This window comes from Paenibacillus sp. FSL R7-0272, assembly GCF_037969905.1.
Classification (GTDB): Bacteria; Bacillota; Bacilli; order Paenibacillales; family Paenibacillaceae; genus Paenibacillus; species Paenibacillus polysaccharolyticus.
Genome location: NZ_CP150221.1, coordinates 2,770,136 through 2,789,779 on the forward strand (window position 1 = coordinate 2,770,136; position 19,644 = coordinate 2,789,779).

Genomic DNA, 19,644 nt, shown 5'->3' on the forward strand with positions numbered 1-19,644 from the left:
ATTTAAACCAGTGGTTTCAATTAATACTAAGCATCATGGATTTTTAACTGAATCATTTAATAATAGTTTTAAACTTTTATATTAGAGAATCGAAAAATGTTTAACTAATAGAGAAATTGAAGCACAACAAATTTTAAGATTTCATCATAATTAATGATATTGCAACAGTGAAGAAGTGCAATTTCTTAGTGAAGGAGAAAAAAATGTAAATTATATATTGAATAGAATCTTACTTTTTTTATTTCAAAAAAAGGAAACATTTCATTTTTTCAAATCATTTTTAGAGAATTATATATAGTTCTTATAGCTTTATCATTCCATTTTCAGTTAATTTAAAACTTAAAATTCAGACGAAAATTATCTGAAAATACGGGCTAATAATCTGATGAGAGAGGAGAAAATGTTAATCTTAGGACTGTTTGCTATTAGCACCTCTGGTAATATAGAGATCTCAGAAGGATTTAAAATTAATCTTTTTGAACTAATACATTAAATAATTATTTAGATGTTTACAATCACAATTTCTAAAAAAAGATTTCAATAGATTTGCGATGCAATAAGTGTACTATTTATCCAGGTACTTGATTCTTCTTATAAGGAACTGTCAAATATCGATATCGCACTCACTATTATTTCGTTCAGAATATTGAGATTACAACTTCTTGTTTCCTTAATGTTAGATTTAAATACATTCAGAATAACGGAATAAACTAAAGCATTGTGTTCGTTATTGGAAGAAATCGGGAAGAAGAATCAGAACAATGGGCGCAGTGTAATTTTACTCTCTTCTCAACATTTTCTTAGGTCAATTTGATAAAGGCAAAAAACTGTTGAGAATTACAAATTTTTTCAGTAAGCAAACAAAATCGACCTTTCTTTTATTAAGATTACTAGGCAGAAAGTCTTTTCATTCAAATCTGCCGAAAAATCAGTTGGGCCTTCTGGCAGAAGGTTGCATATTTTAAAATTATAATTACGACATTTGCAATATAATTTTGCAAATGTGTAATTATAATTTTAAAATATTAACACCGTTTAGAAGAAGCTACATTTTTCACATTTGAATAGGATGTCTGTAGTAGCTTATAAAAGAAATCTTATTCCAATTTCCTTAACTGAAAAAATTTATAATTTCTCAATCTCTTCTTAGCTGATTTTTTAGCTCATTTTGGAGGAAATAAGAAAATAGAACAGTAAACAATGAGAAGAAGCATCATGAATTTCAAAAGCAAGATTCATGATGCTTCTGCCGAAATTTCTTCCAGTAATGGTAATTAATTTATTAAATATTTACTTAATTAATGAACATTAAGAAAACTATAACAGTAACATACTTATTTTGAAAAACACGATTCTTGTCAATAATGTAGATAGTTTTTATCGATCATTTGACTAATCCTGGAATAAAAAAGCAATCCTTCAACGTAATTGAAAATGATGCAGACTACTTATTAATCGAATTAAAATTGAAATCTTTTTTTAGAAATTGTGAAAATAAAATAAACATCTAAATAATTATTTAATGTTTGAATCAAAAAAGATTATTTTCCCTTCTCAACTGGACCATTGAGATCTCTATATTACTGAATCGAAGCCTAGAGATGACAGTCCAAATTCTCATTTTCACTCATCAGCAGATTATTTTTATTTTCAGACCTTCAGTTTTCGTCATTATATAGAATTTCAATAAAGTTTAAATTAATCCGATTTTTTATGAAAAAATTAAATAATTGAAATATATATCTTGATTTCTAAAGAAATAAAAACAAATGCAAATGAATATATAATTTACATTTTTTGCTATTCACAAAGAAATTGCACTTCTTGGTTATTAATTCTAAAATCATTATCCCATGAAGCTTCTAAGTCCCAATTTGTTGTGCTTCAATTTCTCTGTTGCAAACATTTTTAGGCGATTCTCTTTATATTAAAACCTTAATGAATAAAAATCATAACTATCATTAAATGAGTGCTCGTAAGCAAAAATCCATCTTGAAGATGATAGCTTCGACCATTAATATAAATGCCAACTGGATTAAAAGCATAAGGTTCTTCTGAAATAATTAAAGGACTATACCCACATTCATAATTTTCAATGAACTCTTGAATCAAAATGGAAGATTTACCGTCTATGCTCTGGTTGATTATATCCATTTCAGTTTGAAGATCAATCGTCTTTACATTTATCATTTAATTGATGAAACAATAAGAGTCCAATGCTTTTATGATTTGTAGATTTAACAATGATTTTTTATACTAGGTGTAATTAAAACCATCCGTTTGAAGAATGAAAAATTCAAAGCTGCTCGGAACAATTGATATTAGTCTCTCTAAATACTTGGTGTATCATTTTGATAAAAGAAATTACAATCTTTGATCCAGTAAAATAGACATTTTTCACAGAATGAAGGGATAAACCGATTTTTTTCCAATACCTTGAATATATTAAAATTAAATTAAATTTTTTCCTAAAATGTTCTGTTGTGGGACTTTATTTATAAATCATCTCATTAAAAAACACTTCCACAAAAACATCCGCGCTTTTGATTCCGTGTAAATACTTCTTTCCAATCTTCAAATCATTAAAGATATCCTTGTTAGATAATTTTTGATGAAAATATTTATCTCCACCTGTATTAGATCGGGTATTGGTCATCAAACTGATATGATACTTTTTTTTCAACTCAGCAGATACATCTGTTAATAACATTTTTAAACGTTCTATTTCATTCACTACAAAACCTCCAAATAATTTATAGTTATTAGTATGTAATTTCTCGATTCATTGCTGAATATCTTGATCTTACTTTCATACCACCTTTGATATTCGACACATTTCTATCATATTCCTCTAAAAATTTACAAAATAATTGCCCATTTCTGATTCATAAGACCTGTTTTGTTAGTTTCATAGGAGAAAAGGTTTAGTATTTTCAGTTGGTTTCCATATTATTACCAAGAGGATTTTAATTCGTATTTATCGAATAGATTAAAATAACAGCGGCGTTACAGGAGCGCGTAAGGTTCAAACCAGCGATGCCCTGATTTTTTTTCAAATTTGCTGTTACCGCAAGATTCCCCGATCGAATTCCTGTTTAATGGGTAATAAGCTCATTTTTCATTACCCATCATTAGCACAGTCTACAATGCAAGCCAAGTCATTTTCTACACAATCAACATGCTCTGCAACACCAACACCATCTACATGCATTAAAACACACCATCGTCGCATTATTTGCATTTGAAAAGAAATTCGAACCAAACTGGATCATTAATTCGAGCCGCATCAACATTCCAGTGATCATCTAACGAAAGACGTCCGGTTACATATGAATGATGTCTTTATTCCGTTACACATCTGTACAGCATGCTCCTAATCAAGACAGCCGTGTTTTCACAACAGAATATCGATTATGGGCTCTGAAATGAATCAGAATGAATGCACGTGGAGGAGGCTGTAATGATGGCAAAAAAAGAGGTTGTAGCGATGCTGCTCGCCGGAGGGCAGGGGAAACGATTAAAGGGATTGACGAAATCACTGGCAAAACCCGCTGTTTATTTTGGGGGAACCTACCGCATTATTGATTTTCCACTGAGCAATTGCTCGAATTCAGGTATTGATACCGTGGGTGTGTTGACCCAATATGAACCACTTGTACTGCATTCCTACATCGGTATTGGCAGTGACTGGGACCTGGATCGTAAAAATGGCGGGGTTTATGTGCTTCCTCCCCATGAACGGGAAGACGGAAGTAACTGGTACCGCGGGACTGCTGACGCGATTTACCGTAACCTGAATTTTATTGAACAATTTGATCCCGAACATGTGCTGATTCTATCCGGTGATCATATCTATAAGATGGACTACGACAAGATGCTCCAGTATCACAAGGAAAAAGATGCCGATTGCACCATTTCCGTGATTGATGTTCCGCTGGAAGAAGCGAGCCGCTTTGGCATTTTGAATACGAATGAAGACTACAGCATTTATGAGTTCGAAGAAAAACCTTCCCAGCCCCGAAGCACACTTGCTTCCATGGGCATCTATCTCTTCAAATGGGATGTGCTGAAACGTTTCCTGATTCAGGACGAACAGCAGGCATCCACCTCCTACGATTTTGGTAAAGACATCATTCCGTTGTTGCTTGAAAATGACAAATCTTTAGTTGCTTACCCGTTCCAAGGATATTGGAAAGACGTTGGAACCATCCGCAGTCTGTGGGAATCCAATATGGATCTGCTGGACGAGGAGACACCCCTGAATCTGAATGATCCTAACTGGCGCATTTTCACCCGTAACCCGAACCAGCCTGCTCAATATATATCGCCTGCCGCCAAGGTGCGCAACTGCATCATCAGTGAGGGCAGCATCGTGCACGGTGAGGTGAATCATTCCGTCCTGTTCTATGGAACCGAGGTGGGAGAGAACAGTGCAGTGATCGATTCCGTTGTTATGCCTCGGGTTAAGATTGGCCGTAATGTGTCCATTCACAACGCCATTATCGCCGAAGGCTTAGTCATCCCGGATGGAACCCAGATTGCTCCCGCGCCTGGAGACGAGAGTGACATCTTACTGGTAGATCAGGAAGAATTGGAACGACAGTTGCGTCAAGGAATAGCGAATTGATGGACCAAAATGTTGGCAAAGGACGGTGCGCGGCATGAAATCACTAATTGGAGTTATTAACCTTGACCATGAACTGGAAGAATTGAAGGAATTGACGTACTTTCGCTGCGGAGCCGCGGTACCTTATGCCGGGCGTTATCGTCTGATTGATTTTGTCCTGTCTAACATGATGAATGCGGGTATTGAGAGCATTGGTGTCTTTGTTCGCCGCAAATACCGTTCGCTGATGGATCATCTGGGTGACGGTAAACCTTGGGATTTGGACCGCAAACATGGTGGCATGTTTATTCTTCCTCCGGATTGGAACGATCCAACGGATACGTCGCAGGGGGATTTGCAACATTTTCACAACAATCTGGATTTCTTCCACAGAGGGGCCGGGCAATACGTTGTGCACGCAGGTAGCCGGCATGTGACCAAAGCCGATCTTCAGGATGTCTATCAGTATCATATCCGTAAGGGAGCGGACGTCACGCTGGTTTGCAAAAAAGTAGACCAAGTGCTGCCTGAGCATGAATCCTGCGTCAAAGTCGATCATGATGAAGATGGCAATGTGGTGGACATTCACCAATGTGCTGACCATACGAATATATATACGGAGATTTTCATCATGGAAAAAGAACTTTTCCTTAAACAGGTGCAGCGCTGCATTGAACATGGGGAGACTCATTTCTTCCGTGACGCCATCCTGAAAAATCCGAGCGGATTGAAGATTGCGGCTTATGCCTACGAAGGATATCATGCCGTAATTAACTCGATTGACAGCTATTACCGAAATAGCATGGATCTGCTGAATACAGGACAATATGAACAGTTGTTCAAAGAAGATCCCGTGCAAACCAAAATCAAATACGAAGCCCCCGCCAAATATCTGGAATCAGCGGATGTCAAACATTCCTTGCTTGCCAATGGCTGCATCGTAGGCGGTGAAGTGCAGGACAGCATCCTGTTCCGGGGTGTGCATGTGGCTAAGGGTGCGAAGATTAAGGGTTCGATCATTATGCAGAAATGTTACATTGGCGAGGGGACTGTACTGGAGAATGTCATTTTGGATAAAGACGTCAAACTGACCGGCGGGCAGACGTTAATTGGTGCCCCGTCGAACCCGTATATTTTAGCCAAAAGCACTATTATTTAAAACCGAAATCTATCCGATATCATCCATAACTATATATAAAAAAATAAAATCCTGCGTGTAAGTTTTCAGGTTCGTGTCTGTTTGAACGCATGAAGTGCCACCGTCAAAGTTGCTATGTTGGTGCAGACGTAGTGGAGGGAACGAAATCAATTCTGGAGAAGCGAAGCGTTCGCCTTTGTCTCTCCATTTCAACCTTGTAAAAGGTGATCAGGAAATGGAAGAGACAACAGCGATCGAAAGAATGATTCGTGACTGAAACGGGTGCTCGGCTCCAACGTCCAGCTTTAAAAGGTGTAACCGCATGCCTTCGAACTAGTCACGAACCGCCCCTACCCGCAGGATTTCACCGGGAGGAACCTACTTTTGTTTGACAACAAAGAAACGTTCAAATCAATCTTTCAACGGAATCTCGTCAGCAAACTGGGCAAACCAATTGAAGAAGCTACCAAGGAAGATGTGTACCATGTGCTCGGCAGTATGATTCGGGAATATGTGGGTCAGGACTGGGCAGCCTCGAATCAGGGATTCAAGCAGCGTCAGGATAAACAGGTGTATTACTTCTCGCTGGAGTTTCTGATTGGACGTCTGCTTGGTAACAATCTGCTGAATGTAAATGAGCTGGAACTGGTTCGTGACAGTCTGGCGGAACTTGGCTTTTCACTGGAATGTATTGAAGAACAGGAAGCAGATGCAGGGCTAGGCAATGGAGGACTCGGAAGGCTTGCTGCCTGTTTCCTGGACTCCTTGGCCTCACTTGGCTATGCGGGACATGGATGTGGTATCCGCTATAAATACGGTCTGTTCGAACAAAAAATTATTAATGGTAATCAGGTAGAATTACCTGATAACTGGCTGGATAAGGGCAATGAATGGGAAGTTCGCCGTCCAGACAAAAAGGTGGAAGTTCAGTTCTGGGGCCGGGTTGAAGCCTATGAGCAGGATGGACATTACCATTTCGTGACAAAGGATGCTGAATCGGTTGTTGCCGTACCGTATGATGTGCCCGTTATCGGTTATGGCCAGTCCCATGTGAACACATTACGGTTATGGAGTGCAGAGCCGAAACGGGAGACGTCATTGGACACCCCATCGAACTATTACGGATATCTGGATTACAGCCGTTCCGTGGAGTCGATCTCGGAATTCCTGTACCCGGATGATTCCCAATACGAAGGTAAGTTGCTACGTTTGAAACAGCAGTATTTTATGTGTTCCGCAGGAGTGCAGAGCGCGCTGCGTACATTTAGCAAGCTGGGACTGTCTTATGACCGCTTGCCGGACAAAGTGGCCTTCCATATCAATGACACCCATCCTACGCTGGTCATTCCCGAACTGATGCGAATTCTAATGGATGATAAAGGCTACGGCTGGTATGAAGCGTGGGATATTACTACCCGCACGGTATCTTATACCAATCACACGACACTAAGCGAAGCGCTGGAAAAATGGCCTGTATCCATGGTCAGCAAGCTACTGCCACGTATTTATATGATTATTGAAGAGATTAATAAACGGTTCTGCGGGTTGCTCTTAGATCGTTATCCGGGTGATGACGAACGAATTGAGCATATGGCGATTGTTGCGAATGATCAAGTTCGCATGGCACACCTTGCCATCGTAGGAAGTCATAGTGTCAATGGTGTGGCTGCACTGCATACGGAGATATTGAAAGAGCGGGAGATGGCGCCGTTTTATGCCCTGTACCCTGAACGTTTTAACAATAAAACCAATGGTATTACACACCGTCGCTGGTTAATGCATGCCAACCCGAAGCTGTCGAATCTTATTACAGAGACGATCGGCAATGAATGGATCACGGAACCAGGCAAACTGGAGCAACTGGCTGATTACGCCGATCAATCCGCGTTCCAGGAGCAATTTCGTGCAATCAAACGAGATAACAAAAACCGTCTGGCGTCCTACATCCTGGATCACACGGGTGTACCCGTTGACCCGGACTCTGTGTTTGACGTGCAGGTGAAAAGGTTGCACGGGTACAAAAGACAGCTCCTGAACATTCTGCATGTAATGCATCTGTATAACAAGTTGAAAAGCGATGCGTCGTTTGATATGGTGCCGCGCACGTTTATTTTTGGAGCAAAAGCCGCGCCAAGTTATTATTTTGCCAAGAAGATCATCAAACTGATCAATACGGTGTCAGATACCGTGAATCGCGATGCAGCGGTAAATGACCGGTTGAAGGTCTTTTTCCTGGAGAACTATTCTGTCTCGCTTGCCGAGAAAATTATCCCTGCGGCAGATGTCAGTGAACAGATCTCGACAGCGGGAAAAGAAGCCTCCGGTACAGGTAATATGAAATTTATGATGAATGGCGCACTGACGATTGGCACGATGGATGGGGCAAACGTGGAGATGGCAGAGCAGGTCGGTGAAGAGAATATGTTCATCTATGGCTTGCGTGCCGACGAAGTGCTGGAATATTATCGGAACGGTAACTACCGTCCGAACGAAATCGTGGATCAGGATGAACGTATTCGTGAAGTCGTGGAGCAATTGGTGCATCCGGGGGCATTCTGTTATCGGGATGGGGAGTTCTGGGATATTTATGACTCTTTGCTCGCACATGGGGATGAATATTTTGTATTACGGGATTTTGCAGCGTATGCTGACGCACATGTAGCGATTGATCAAGCGTATCGTGATGTTTCGGATTGGACTCGCAAGGCTGTGCTTAACACAGCACATTCAGGCATTTTCTCCAGTGACCGGACAATCAGTGAGTATGCAACCGATATATGGGGTATTCATCCTGTGTCCGGGCACTGGAATGGTTAGTGTAGAAAAGAAGCATGTTTAAAAAAATAGAACTGATAAATTAGCTTTACAAACGGAAGTTCACGCTCTCTTGTTTGATGTCTGCGCCTGGCAGTGGGAAGTTCGCTGCAGGGCTGCGGACAGGAACAAGAGATTTTTGTTATGAATACCCTAAGTTCGCATTCAGCATCAAAAAATGCTGGGGCATTTCAGTCATACTTAGGGAAGCAACAAACCAGCACGGAAGACAACGTAGACTACATATCACGCAAATGAATAGGAGACGGGACATATGGATCACTATGCACGTATTCAGCTTGCCATCGAGCATCTGGAGAAGCATCTGCAGGAGCCTTTCAACATGAAGGATGTATCGGCGGCCGCCAGTTTTTCGGCATTTCATTTTCAACGTTTGTTTCAGGCGATTACAGGTTTTACTGTTCTGGAATACTTGCGCAGACGAAGACTAACGGAGGCTGCTTCGACTTTGAGAAACACGGCGCAGGGTGTACTTGAGATTGCGCTTAGCTATGGTTATCATTCGCAGGAAGCCTTTACCCGCGCTTTCGATACGCACTTTGGTATCACACCGGCGCGGTTTCGCAAGCTGGAGCAGGAGGCTTTAACAGAGGAATTCATGCAACAACGTATTGATTTTAATGAATATCGTTTACAGCTTGGCACCGCGTTCCATATGAATCCGCCACGTATGGTGACACTGGAGCCGATCCGGATCATTGGATATGAATATAAGACCAACCTGAATTCAGAGCAACATTATACAGAGATTCCCGGATTCTATCATGAATTTGGGCGTGAGCAGAAGTTCATGAACATTCCAGAGCGAATTCGCCCTGATATGGCGTATGGTGTTGCGGCTCATTTTCAGGAGGATGGGGCATTTTCATTTATCGTTGGCGAAGAGAGCTCAGGAAGCGGTGATTCCTTAGAACCCGGATATACCTGTCTGGAGATTCCAGGCGGGCTGTATGCCGAGTTTACAACCGAAGGCTCAGAGCAGGATGTGCGCAAAATGATCTACGGAAGCTGGCTGCCAGCTTCCAAGTATGAGCGCCGGGAGGGGCCGGACTTTGAAGTGACCGATGTGTGGAAATCAACACCTGAGCGGTTAGACATGAAGATCTACATCCCGATAAAATAGACCTTACTGCTTATTTGGCGGGAAAAGAAGGTCAAGAAAGACTCGAAGCTGATCGCGTGCTGCGATTGCGGTTTCGGGTCTTTTGTCTTTTTGTATAAAACCTGAGTTCAGGTGTTTATAAGGGTTTCTTTTCGGATAAAACATATTAACGGGTGAATTGCTTCACAAGAGAAGAAAGCGAGGTGGGTGTTATCGTTTGGTGGAAGGAAAGTGTGGTATATCAGATTTATCCAAGTAGCTTCAAGGACAGCGACGGAGATGGATATGGCGATTTGCAGGGGATCTATGAAAAGCTTGATTATTTGCAAAAGCTCGGCGTAGACGTCATCTGGCTGTGTCCTATCTATGATTCCCCAGGTCATGATAACGGATATGATATCCGAGATTACTACGCGATTTTACGAAAATACGGCACGATGGAGGACTTTGACCGGCTACTTGCCGAAGCGCATAAGCGTGGACTCAAAGTCATGATGGATCTTGTGCTAAATCATACTTCGGATGAACATGCCTGGTTTGCGGAATCCCGTTCTTCCAAAACCAATGCAAGACGCGACTATTACATCTGGCGTTCCGGTAAAAACGGGCAGGTGCCGAACAACTGGGAGTCTTATTTCGGGGGTTCAGTATGGAAGCATGATCCGGAAACGAACGAATATTACATGCATCTATACTCTGAGCATCAACCCGATCTGAACTGGAATAATCCGGAGATGGCTGAAGAAATGTACGAAATGGTACATTGGTGGCTGGAAAAAGGGGTGGATGGCTTCCGCTTTGACGCAGTTGCCCATATTGCCAAAGCCGATGGCTTGCCAAATGCACATAACCCGAACAACCTGCCTGTGGTGCAGGCATATGAGCTGTTTTCCAATCTGGAGCAGGTACATTCCATCCTCCGCAAGTTGAATCAGATGATACTGAAGCCATACGGCCCGATGACGGTGGGTGAAACCTCTGGGCTTGGGCCTGAGCAGGCTCTAGCTTATGTAGGTACGGATCGGGATGAATTGAATATGGTGTTTCAGTTTGAGCACATGTTTGTGGATGCTGAGTCCTCTGGTATAGGGAAATGGAATTACAAACCGTGGAAGCTGACAGAGCTAAAAGAAATCATGAGCCGCTGGCAGACGGTGCTGCACGGCCGGGGCTGGAACGCCAACTATATGGGCAATCATGATCAGCCGCGCCCGGTTTCGCGTTTTGGAGATGACGGTAAATACAGGGTTCGTTCTGCACAGATGCTGGCAACCTGGATGTTAACGCTGGAAGGCACGCCGTATATCTATCAGGGAGAAGAGATTGGCATGACCAACGTAGTGTTCCCTGACATTGACCAATACCGGGACATCGAAACTAAAAATTATTACAATCACTATATAGGACAAGGGAAATCCAAGCATGAGGTGATGGAGGCCATCTGGCTGAAAAGCCGGGATAATGCACGAACACCGATGCAATGGGATGAATCCGAGCATGCCGGTTTTACGGCAGGTAATCCTTGGATTGAAGTGAACAGCAATTATAAGGACATCAATGTGGCGGATGCGGAGACGGATCCACATTCCATTCTGCATTATTACCGAAAATTAATCACATTGCGTAAGCAAAATCATGTGTTAATCTATGGCGCGTATGAACTGCTTTTGCCAGATGACCCGGAGATTTATGCATATACACGTACACTGGATGATGAGCAGTGGTTAATTGTAATGAATTTTAGTGCGAATGAGCCAGAGATGACATGGCCGGAAGGTTGGAATGCAGAAGACTGCAAATTAATGATCGGCAACGTGAGCAGACGTTATTCAACCGATGAAGGAGCAATTTTGCTCCAGCCGTATGAAGCAAGGGTGTATTGCAAAAAGCGTACAAGCGGCGAGTAAGTAATGCGCAAGCAGCGTATGGAAGTGATTAATATGCATAGCTAGCTGACGAACGTAACAAGGATGACAGTTTTGCGCTCGCAAAGCTTTCTGAATTATAATAATCTAAAAATATAAGTTAAATTTTTTTGTTCACACAGCAACGGAGAGGACAACTTATATTAAAGTCAGGAGGAATATGAATTGTTGAATATTACGTACCACGGACACTCCAGTGTACAGCTGGGCACAGAAAATAAATCACTCATGATTGATCCGTTTTTGCGTGGCAATGAGTTAGCGGTAACTAAACCAGAGGACATCAAGACGGATGTTGTCCTGTTGACACATGCTCACATGGATCACATTCTGGATGCGGAACCGATTGCCAAAGCCAATAATGCCAAAGTGGTGGCGATTGTGGAATTGGCTACATATATGTCGTGGAAGGGGCTTGATACCCTTGGCATGAATATGGGCGGTACGGTGGATCTGGAATTTGCCAAAGCGAAAATGATTCAGGCATTCCATACGTCCGGTATTGTGCTGGAAGAGGAACAGCGCATTATGTATGCAGGTTTGCCTGCGGGATTTATCATTGATATCGGTGGTAAAACGGTTCTACATGCTGGCGACACAAGCCTGTTCGGCGATATGAAGATGATTGGGGATCGGCATCAAATCGATGTTGCATTCCTGCCTATTGGCGGACATTATACGATGGGGCCTGAAGATGCATTGCAGGCAGCGGAATGGTTTAACGCCAAATTGACGATTCCCGTTCATTACGATACCTTCCCTGCGATTCGTCAGGATGCGGAGCATTTTGTAGAGCAACTGGCTTCCAAAGGATTAGAGGGTCGTGTGCTGGCCCCTGGTGAGTCCATTTCACTGTAACGATGTTCACATATTCAAACAAAAAGACGAAGCGGAGTTGATCCGTATCGTCTTTTTTTGCGTTCTCATTCTCGTGAATAAAGACTGCTATCAGTGGATTTACGAAACGTGAGTTCAAAATTAGTTGTTACAGAGTAACTATTTATGGGGAAGTTGTAGAAGAGGTACATCAACCAAATTTTCGTTTCAACTTGTATATACATGTTTACTTATGTAATATAGATGAAGAAGCTAACAGGTGGGTTAGATGAGGGCAATACAACATATTGGAGGCGTTAACATGAGTTCAAAAAATAAGGAGCCGTCCACGTGGTGGAAGAAATCAACGGTATATCAGGTATATCCGAAGAGTTTCAATGATACAACTGGATCGGGAACGGGCGACATTCGGGGGTTAACCGAGAAGCTGGATTATTTGCGGCACTTGGGGATCGACATTGTTTGGTTGCAACCCGTATACGTATCCCCGCAGCGGGATAACGGGTATGACGTAGCAGACTATTACCGCATTAACCCCGACTTTGGAACAATGGAAGATTTCGATGAATTGCTTGCCGAGTTGAAAGCGCGTGACATGAAGCTGATGATTGACATTGTAGTGAATCACTCCTCAACCGATCATGAATGGTTCAAACAGTCTCGCTCATCGAAGGACAATCCTTATCGGGATTATTACATTTGGAGAGACCCCGCGCCGGACGGTGGTGTACCCAACAACTGGCAATCCAAATTTGGCGGGCCAGCCTGGCAGTATGATGAGCAGACCGGACAATATTATCTAACGTTGTTTGATCGAACGCAGGCAGACTTGAACTGGGAAAATGAAGAAGTGCGCAAGGCTGTACGCGATATGATCAAGTTCTGGGCTGAAAAAGGAGTCGATGGATTCCGGATGGACGTCATTAACCTCATCTCCAAAGACCAGCGTTTCCCGGACGACGATGGTAGCGTGTCACCGGGCGATGGACGCAAGTATTACACGGATGGGCCGCGTGTGCACGAATATATTACAGAAATGTACGATGAGGTATTTGGACCCTATAACATGGTGACGGTAGGGGAGATGTCCTCGACTACGCTTGAGCACTGTATTCGTTATTCCAATCCGGCTTCCAGAGAATTCTCGATGACCTTTAACTTCCATCACTTGAAAGTGGATTATCCGGATGGGCAGAAATGGGAGCTCATGCCATACGACTTTGAATCCTTGAAGCAACTATTCAGTGAGTGGCAGGCCGGAATGCAGGCTGGTGGCGGATGGAATGCACTGTTCCTGAACAACCATGATCAACCGCGTGCGTTATCCCGTTTTGCGGATGATGGGGATTATCGCGTGGAGAGTGCCAAAATGCTGGCGACGACTTTACATGGATTACAAGGAACGCCTTATGTCTATCAGGGCGAAGAGATTGGTATGCCTAACCCTGTTTGGAATGACATCAGCGAGTTCCGCGACATTGAGTCCACGAATATGTATCGTTTGTTGCAGGAAGAGCGGGGCAAAACGGCCGAAGAGGCTTTCCGGATTGTGAAGGAGCGGTCCCGGGATAATTCCCGAACACCGATGCAGTGGGACGGTACAGCTAATGCTGGATTTACAACCGGAACACCTTGGATCAAGGTGGATGAGAGATATCCGTCCATTCATGTGGAAGAGCAGATGGCTGACCCGGATTCCATCTATCATCATTACCGGAAGCTAATCGCTCTGCGTAAAGAGGTGAATGTACTGACTGACGGTTTGTATGAACGGTTGGATGATGCCCACCCTGAAGTATTTGCATACGCACGTACCAACGGGAATGAGACATTAATCGTAGTGTCCAACTTCCGCAAACAGGATACAGCATTTCAAGTTCCTGAAGTGGTCTGGAACAATCATATTGCAGGTAAATCACCTGAACTACTTGTCAGTAATACCGATGCAAAACCTGAGCTGAAGCAGCAAATCACGCTCAGTCCGTATGCTTCTTATATGTGGTTAATCAAGCAATAACAGAATGAAGTCCATTTTATAAATAGGAAGTGACACTATGGCAATCGATAAAAAACAGGTCGAAGAGATCGTCCGGGCGGTCGGCGGCAAAGACAACATTGAAGCGGCGACACACTGTGTGACACGGCTACGGTTTGCTCTATATGATGAGGACAAAGTGGATACAGAGCTTCTCGATCAGAATGATCTGGTCAAAGGGCAGTTCTCCTCCCAAGGTCAATTCCAGGTCGTCATCGGTCCAGGTCTGGTGGATAAAGTTTATGAAGAGATGATTCAGATTACCGGAGGCGAACGGTCTTCGAAAGATGATGTGAAGGCGGCCGCGGGTAAAAAGCAAAATCCGTTGCAACGTGCCATCAAAACGCTCTCGGACATTTTCATTCCGATCTTGCCAGCAATTATTACAGCAGGTCTACTACTCGGGATTAACAACATTTTGACAGGTCCTGGTATTTTCTTTGATGGAAAATCATTAGTGGATGTGTACCCGGCATGGAAAGACCTTGCCTCCATCATTAACACCATAGCAAGCACTGCTTTTACATTCCTGCCCGCTTTGATCGGTTGGTCAGCGGTGACCCGATTCGGCGGCAGTCCGTTGCTCGGGATTGTGCTGGGTCTGATTCTGGTACATCCCGATCTGCTGAGTGCATATGGTTACGCTGATGCGGTAAACAAAGGCACGGTTCCGACCTGGAATTTGTTTGGCTGGGAGATTGAGAAGATCGGTTATCAGGGTCAGGTATTGCCCGTATTGGTATCGGCGTATCTACTTGCCAAGATGGAAATTTTCCTGAATAAAAGGGTGCATGATTCCATCAAATTGCTGGTCGTAGCTCCTGTGACATTGCTGGTTACCGGATTTCTGGCATTTACGATTATTGGACCGGTTACATTTGCAATTGCAAACGCCATCACATCCGGTTTGATTTACATCTATGATTCGTATGCAGCGCTGGGTGGTCTGATCTACGGTGGTCTGTATGCGTTACTCGTTATTACCGGTATGCACCATACGTTCCTTGCCGTAGACGTACAGCTAATTGGTAGCCAAGGTGGCACCTTCTTGTGGCCGATGCTGGCTTTGTCCAATATTGCGCAGGGTTCGGCAGCACTTGCGATGATGCTTGTGTTACGTGAAAAGAAAATGAGAGGGCTTGCGGCTACCTCATCCGTATCTGCTTTCCTCGGAGTGACCGAACCGGCCATCTTTGGGGTGAATATCCGTTACCGTTATCCGTTTATCTTCGGTATGGTCGGTTCCGCTATCGGTGGTGTACTGCTTACGATGAATAATGTTCAGGCCACGTCCATCGGTGTAGGCGGTGTGCCTGGATTCCTGTCCATTTTCCCGGATAAATGGGGTGTCTTCTTTATCGGTATGGCCATCGTTCTGGTGGTGCCGTTCCTGTTGACCGTTGTGTTTGGACGGGCGAAGTTGAGAAAAGAAGATCAACTTACGGCGAACGGAGGGTCCGCTTCAGGGATCACATCTGCCGAGACAGCAGCAGGAACAGAGATGGCTGAGCGCAATCGTAGTACAGCGAAGCCTGGAAATGCATCTGCAAAAACACTCGAAGTCATGGCGCCATTGACGGGTAAAGCGGTGCCGCTGGAGCAAGTTCCTGACCCGGCGTTTGCCGAGAAACAAATGGGTGAAGGTATCGCAATTGAACCTTCGGGGAATCAAGTGGTTGCCCCATTTGACGCAAAAGTGGCACATGTCATTAAAAGCAAACATGCGGTTATATTGGAACACGCGAGCGGACTTCAAGTGTTGATTCATGTCGGCATTAATACGGTATCCCTTAAAGGGGAAGGTTTCTCTATGTATGTAGACACGGGTGATCGCGTGAGAGCCGGAGAGAAGCTGCTTGAATTTGACCGTAACGTTATCGAAAATGCCGGTTATCCACTCATTACGCCTATTATTATCCCGGATGGTCAGGATATGGTTGAACGGGTTGAAACGGTGACAGGAGATGTCACTTCAAGTCAGAGCGGCGTTCTAAGGATTCATTTGAAAGGATAAATTCATATCTGGTAGTAGTCAAAAGGAGCTGTGAAACCTGCAGCTTCTTTTGACGTTTAGAGGTGTGATTTTCTATAGTCATCATGATAAAATAGTTATGCCATCAAGTAATTACAATTTTTGATAATGAGTCGAAGTGCACTCGTTTGGCGCTTCAGTTGAATGTCAGTCATACGGAGAAAAAGCAGTTCATACAGTGGGTGTACAAGGCGTGTTCCTAGTCAAATGATAAGGAGGAAAGCCATGACTCGGGTAGCGGTGATGGTCATTCATGGACTGGGTATGCAAAAAGAGGATTATGCTGACAAGCTGATCGCTTGCTTGAGCAAAGAAATGGAACGTGTCATGGTGCTGCCAGGCGCCGCGAAACAGATGCTGGATATTGAACCTGTCTTCTGGGCGGACGTGTTCGAGGAGCGGGAAGAGGCTTTGTTTCAACAGTTGGTTCGTTCACCGGGACTGCACTACCAGGCATTACGCCGTTTTGTCATTCATTATCTCGCCGATGCGGTGGCGTACCAACCTGTAGAGAACCAAGGACATCATTATGATGCCGTGCACCGAACGCTGAATCAGGCCATGCACGTTCTCGCACAGCGCAATGGGCCGGAAGCTCCGCTTTGTGTCGTCGCTCATAGTCTCGGAGCTGTCATTGCAAGCAACTTTTTCTATGATCTGCAGTATCCGTCATCCAACCGAATACCGGAAATAGTGGATGTGAATTCGGCTTTGGAGCGGGGAGATACGCTGACCAATTTTTACTCTTTTGGCACAACATTGCCGCTATGGAGTTTGCGCTACGATAATTTCAGCCGTCCCATTCGGGTGCCTGCGCCGCAGGCCACGCATTACTTTCCACATCTGGAAGGGGAGTGGGTTAATTTTTATGAAAGCAACGATATATTAGGTTATCCATTACGTCCCATTGACCCGGCATATGCGGCCGCTGTGAAGGAGGATATTGAGGTGCGTGTCGGTGGACCAGCTACAAGCTGGAATCCACTGAGCCACGGAGGATATTTTACCAGTGAGCACATGAACCGCAGAATCGCCCAAGGGTTAGCGCGAACATGGACATGGGTAAATCGCTCAAGATAACAGAATGCTATATGAAGCAGATGAAGGAGGAAACATCATGGAATGCAGGACGGGATGTGCCGCATGTTGTATTGCCATATCCATATCATCACCGATTCCCGGCATGCCTGAAGGCAAACCTGCTGGAGTGCGATGTATCCAACTGACGGACGATAATCGCTGCGGTATATTCGGTCAGGCCAGCCGCCCGGCAGTATGTAGTGGATTGCAGGCTGAGGAAGCGATGTGCGGCAGCAACAATCAGGAAGCCTTTCATATTTTGACACAGTTGGAACAGCAAACAGCACCAGGCCTAAGATGAAAGACTTGTTTGATTATAGAAGGTTAATTATACTTAATATGGAATAATATTGATTGTGGAAGGGGGATTAATAATGGATTGGATCAAACGTCTAGTGAAAGTGGTTGGCCATATGATGAGCGATCTGTGGATGGGTTCATATCGCCGCAACTCCGATCATTATGATGAGCAAGCTCCAAGTCCAAAAAATAAACCGAGATATTACACTTTTGTTGTTCTAGCAGCGGTAGTCACGGTGGGTATAGTCGTTCTTATGTATAATCCAAAATATTGGTAGGTAATCAAGGAGAAATAATCCAAAAAAGAGAGTATCCCGTGAGTGCTACAGCATGAGGATACTCTTTTTTTAGTTGTTTATGGTTACGATCTGTCTGCAAGAACAGTAACAGAGGGCTTTGGCTCTCTAAACATGAAGAAGTACATCAGGGAAGAGATGACGTAAAGACAGCCTGTAATGCTGAACGTAACCGCGTATCCCCAATAGGTTCCATAGGTAGTAACCAGATATGACTGCACGGGCCCCATCGTGGCCCAACCAATCATAAACGAAGTTTGCATCATGGAGTTGGCGATCCCGCGGCGTTTATCCGAGATCCGGTCCACTAATATGGCGGAATGAATTGGATTAGCCGCATTCATCAGCGCTTGCCTGAACAAAAAGCTGACGGATGCAATGAAAAGCAGGTTCGTAAAGCCTGTAAATAACAGGAAGGGTAGCGATAATACTTGAAAAATAACTACAGCTCGTACACTGCCAACTTTGGCAGCTAACGTTGGGCCAATCAACATGGACACAATGGTCATGATCTGACCGAGTGCAATCAGGATGCTCATGCCGCTTAATGATACGGCGAAGCGATTCGTAAAATACAAATTCAGATAAGGCACAACGAGCCCTGATCCTAATCCGATCAGCAACTGTGTCACAATGAACTGACCAATCAGCTTGGTATCTCTTTTTTTAATACGTGTGTCATCATCAACGGGTAATGGTGTTATCACAGCACGAGTAAGCTCCGCTTCAGCCCTCTGAACAGATTGTTGGCTAGGCTGAAGTTGTTTCGTATTTAGATCTGTACTAGATTTCTGATTCTCGGTTACAAAAAGCAACGGAATGAATGCGGCTAGTGTCGCAGCTCCGCCCATAAATAGGACCGTCTGCAATCCGGTGACTTTGGCCATGCCGGCAGAGTGAAGCACGTCTGCAAGCACGCCTCCGCCCAGACTGCCAAGAACCTGAGATGCAAGCACCAAAGAGGAATAATAGCTAAACATTTTGAGACGCTGACTTTTTTTGACGTTCTCTGCGAGATAAGGAATAGCGAGTACCTGAAAAACACCAGCAAACAGCCCAGAAAATACAGCAAACCAGATCAACCCGCTGGCGGCATAATCGAAGGATCGTCCGATCAGAAAAGCACCGCTGAATAGTGCCCCGATAATCAACAATTTTTTGCGGCTGAACTTGTCACCGCTAAATCCAATAGGAATGAACATGATTGCTGTAGCAAGAGATTGGATACTGACAATTTGACCATTCATGGTGTCATCGTAACCTAAGCCTTGAATGTACAGATTATAAAGAACCGAGAACATGCCGTTTCCGATCTGATACAGCAGACTTGCCAGAAAGAACAGTTGAATATTGCGAGACCACCCGCCAATTTCAACCTGAATCTGTCGTAAAGCTCTCAAGTGACTCCCTCCAGTCTGCCTGTGCAGTGATACCAGTGTAACAGGAAAGGCAGATTTT

13 protein-coding genes are annotated in these 19,644 nt (G+C 43.8%); 11 read left to right on the plus strand and 2 right to left on the minus strand.

Features of this window, described 5'->3' with window-relative positions:
• Positions 1–2,491: 2,491 nt before the first annotated feature.
• Positions 2,492–2,734 (minus strand): hypothetical protein, encoded by a 243-nt coding sequence (locus MKY23_RS12445; protein ID WP_339838430.1) that lies wholly within the window; start codon positions 2,732–2,734, stop codon positions 2,492–2,494.
• Between the two features lie 729 nt (positions 2,735–3,463).
• Here MKY23_RS12445 and MKY23_RS12450 point away from each other — a divergent pair.
• The 11 genes from MKY23_RS12450 (at position 3,464) to MKY23_RS12500 (ending at position 18,168) form a co-directional block, all read left to right on the plus strand.
• Positions 3,464–4,627 (plus strand): glucose-1-phosphate adenylyltransferase, encoded by a 1,164-nt coding sequence (locus tag MKY23_RS12450; protein ID WP_154887347.1) that lies wholly within the window; start codon positions 3,464–3,466, stop codon positions 4,625–4,627.
• A gap of 34 nt (positions 4,628–4,661) precedes the next feature.
• Positions 4,662–5,765: a glucose-1-phosphate adenylyltransferase subunit GlgD gene (gene glgD, locus MKY23_RS12455; RefSeq protein ID WP_154984222.1), complete on the plus strand. Its 1,104-nt coding sequence runs from the start codon at positions 4,662–4,664 to the stop codon at positions 5,763–5,765.
• Positions 5,766–6,128: 363 nt separating this feature from the next.
• A complete protein-coding gene (locus MKY23_RS12460; RefSeq protein ID WP_339838434.1) occupies positions 6,129–8,561 on the plus strand; it encodes a glycogen/starch/alpha-glucan phosphorylase in 2,433 nt (810 codons plus the stop codon).
• A gap of 271 nt (positions 8,562–8,832) precedes the next feature.
• Positions 8,833–9,702 (plus strand): effector binding domain-containing protein, encoded by an 870-nt coding sequence (locus MKY23_RS12465; RefSeq protein ID WP_339838437.1) that lies wholly within the window; start codon positions 8,833–8,835, stop codon positions 9,700–9,702.
• Between the two features lie 182 nt (positions 9,703–9,884).
• Positions 9,885–11,588 (plus strand): alpha-glucosidase, encoded by a 1,704-nt coding sequence (locus tag MKY23_RS12470; protein ID WP_339838440.1) that lies wholly within the window; start codon positions 9,885–9,887, stop codon positions 11,586–11,588.
• A gap of 183 nt (positions 11,589–11,771) precedes the next feature.
• Positions 11,772–12,464: a metal-dependent hydrolase gene (locus MKY23_RS12475; protein WP_154886188.1), complete on the plus strand. Its 693-nt coding sequence runs from the start codon at positions 11,772–11,774 to the stop codon at positions 12,462–12,464.
• Between the two features lie 280 nt (positions 12,465–12,744).
• Positions 12,745–14,460 (plus strand): alpha,alpha-phosphotrehalase, encoded by a 1,716-nt coding sequence (treC, locus tag MKY23_RS12480; RefSeq protein ID WP_221789746.1) that lies wholly within the window; start codon positions 12,745–12,747, stop codon positions 14,458–14,460.
• A gap of 37 nt (positions 14,461–14,497) precedes the next feature.
• A complete protein-coding gene (treP, locus tag MKY23_RS12485) occupies positions 14,498–16,492 on the plus strand; it encodes a PTS system trehalose-specific EIIBC component (RefSeq protein WP_339838449.1) in 1,995 nt (664 codons plus the stop codon).
• Between the two features lie 243 nt (positions 16,493–16,735).
• Positions 16,736–17,590, plus strand: coding sequence for a chemotaxis protein (locus tag MKY23_RS12490; protein WP_154886186.1), 855 nt, complete (start codon positions 16,736–16,738; stop codon positions 17,588–17,590).
• Between the two features lie 37 nt (positions 17,591–17,627).
• Positions 17,628–17,891, plus strand: a complete 264-nt coding sequence (locus MKY23_RS12495; protein WP_154886185.1) for a YkgJ family cysteine cluster protein — start codon at positions 17,628–17,630, stop codon at positions 17,889–17,891.
• A 73-nt stretch (positions 17,892–17,964) separates the two neighbouring features.
• A complete protein-coding gene (locus MKY23_RS12500; RefSeq protein ID WP_154958792.1) occupies positions 17,965–18,168 on the plus strand; it encodes a hypothetical protein in 204 nt (67 codons plus the stop codon).
• An 83-nt stretch (positions 18,169–18,251) separates the two neighbouring features.
• On the opposite strand, the gene MKY23_RS12505 is transcribed toward MKY23_RS12500, so the two are convergent.
• Positions 18,252–19,586 carry an MFS transporter gene (locus MKY23_RS12505; protein ID WP_253494977.1) on the minus strand — a complete coding sequence of 445 codons (1,335 nt, stop codon included), beginning with the start codon at positions 19,584–19,586 and terminating at the stop codon, positions 18,252–18,254.
• Positions 19,587–19,644 lie beyond the last annotated feature (58 nt).

Coding starts and splice junctions, on each gene's coding strand:
- MKY23_RS12450 (WP_154887347.1), top strand. CDS start 3,464: ATGGCAAAAAAAGAGGTTGTAGCGATGCTGCTCGCCGGAGGGCAGGGG.
- glgD (WP_154984222.1), top strand. CDS start 4,662: ATGAAATCACTAATTGGAGTTATTAACCTTGACCATGAACTGGAAGAA.
- MKY23_RS12465 (WP_339838437.1), top strand. CDS start 8,833: ATGGATCACTATGCACGTATTCAGCTTGCCATCGAGCATCTGGAGAAG.
- treC (WP_221789746.1), top strand. CDS start 12,745: ATGAGTTCAAAAAATAAGGAGCCGTCCACGTGGTGGAAGAAATCAACG.
- treP (WP_339838449.1), top strand. CDS start 14,498: ATGGCAATCGATAAAAAACAGGTCGAAGAGATCGTCCGGGCGGTCGGC.
- MKY23_RS12490 (WP_154886186.1), top strand. CDS start 16,736: ATGACTCGGGTAGCGGTGATGGTCATTCATGGACTGGGTATGCAAAAA.
- MKY23_RS12495 (WP_154886185.1), top strand. CDS start 17,628: ATGGAATGCAGGACGGGATGTGCCGCATGTTGTATTGCCATATCCATA.
- MKY23_RS12500 (WP_154958792.1), top strand. CDS start 17,965: ATGGATTGGATCAAACGTCTAGTGAAAGTGGTTGGCCATATGATGAGC.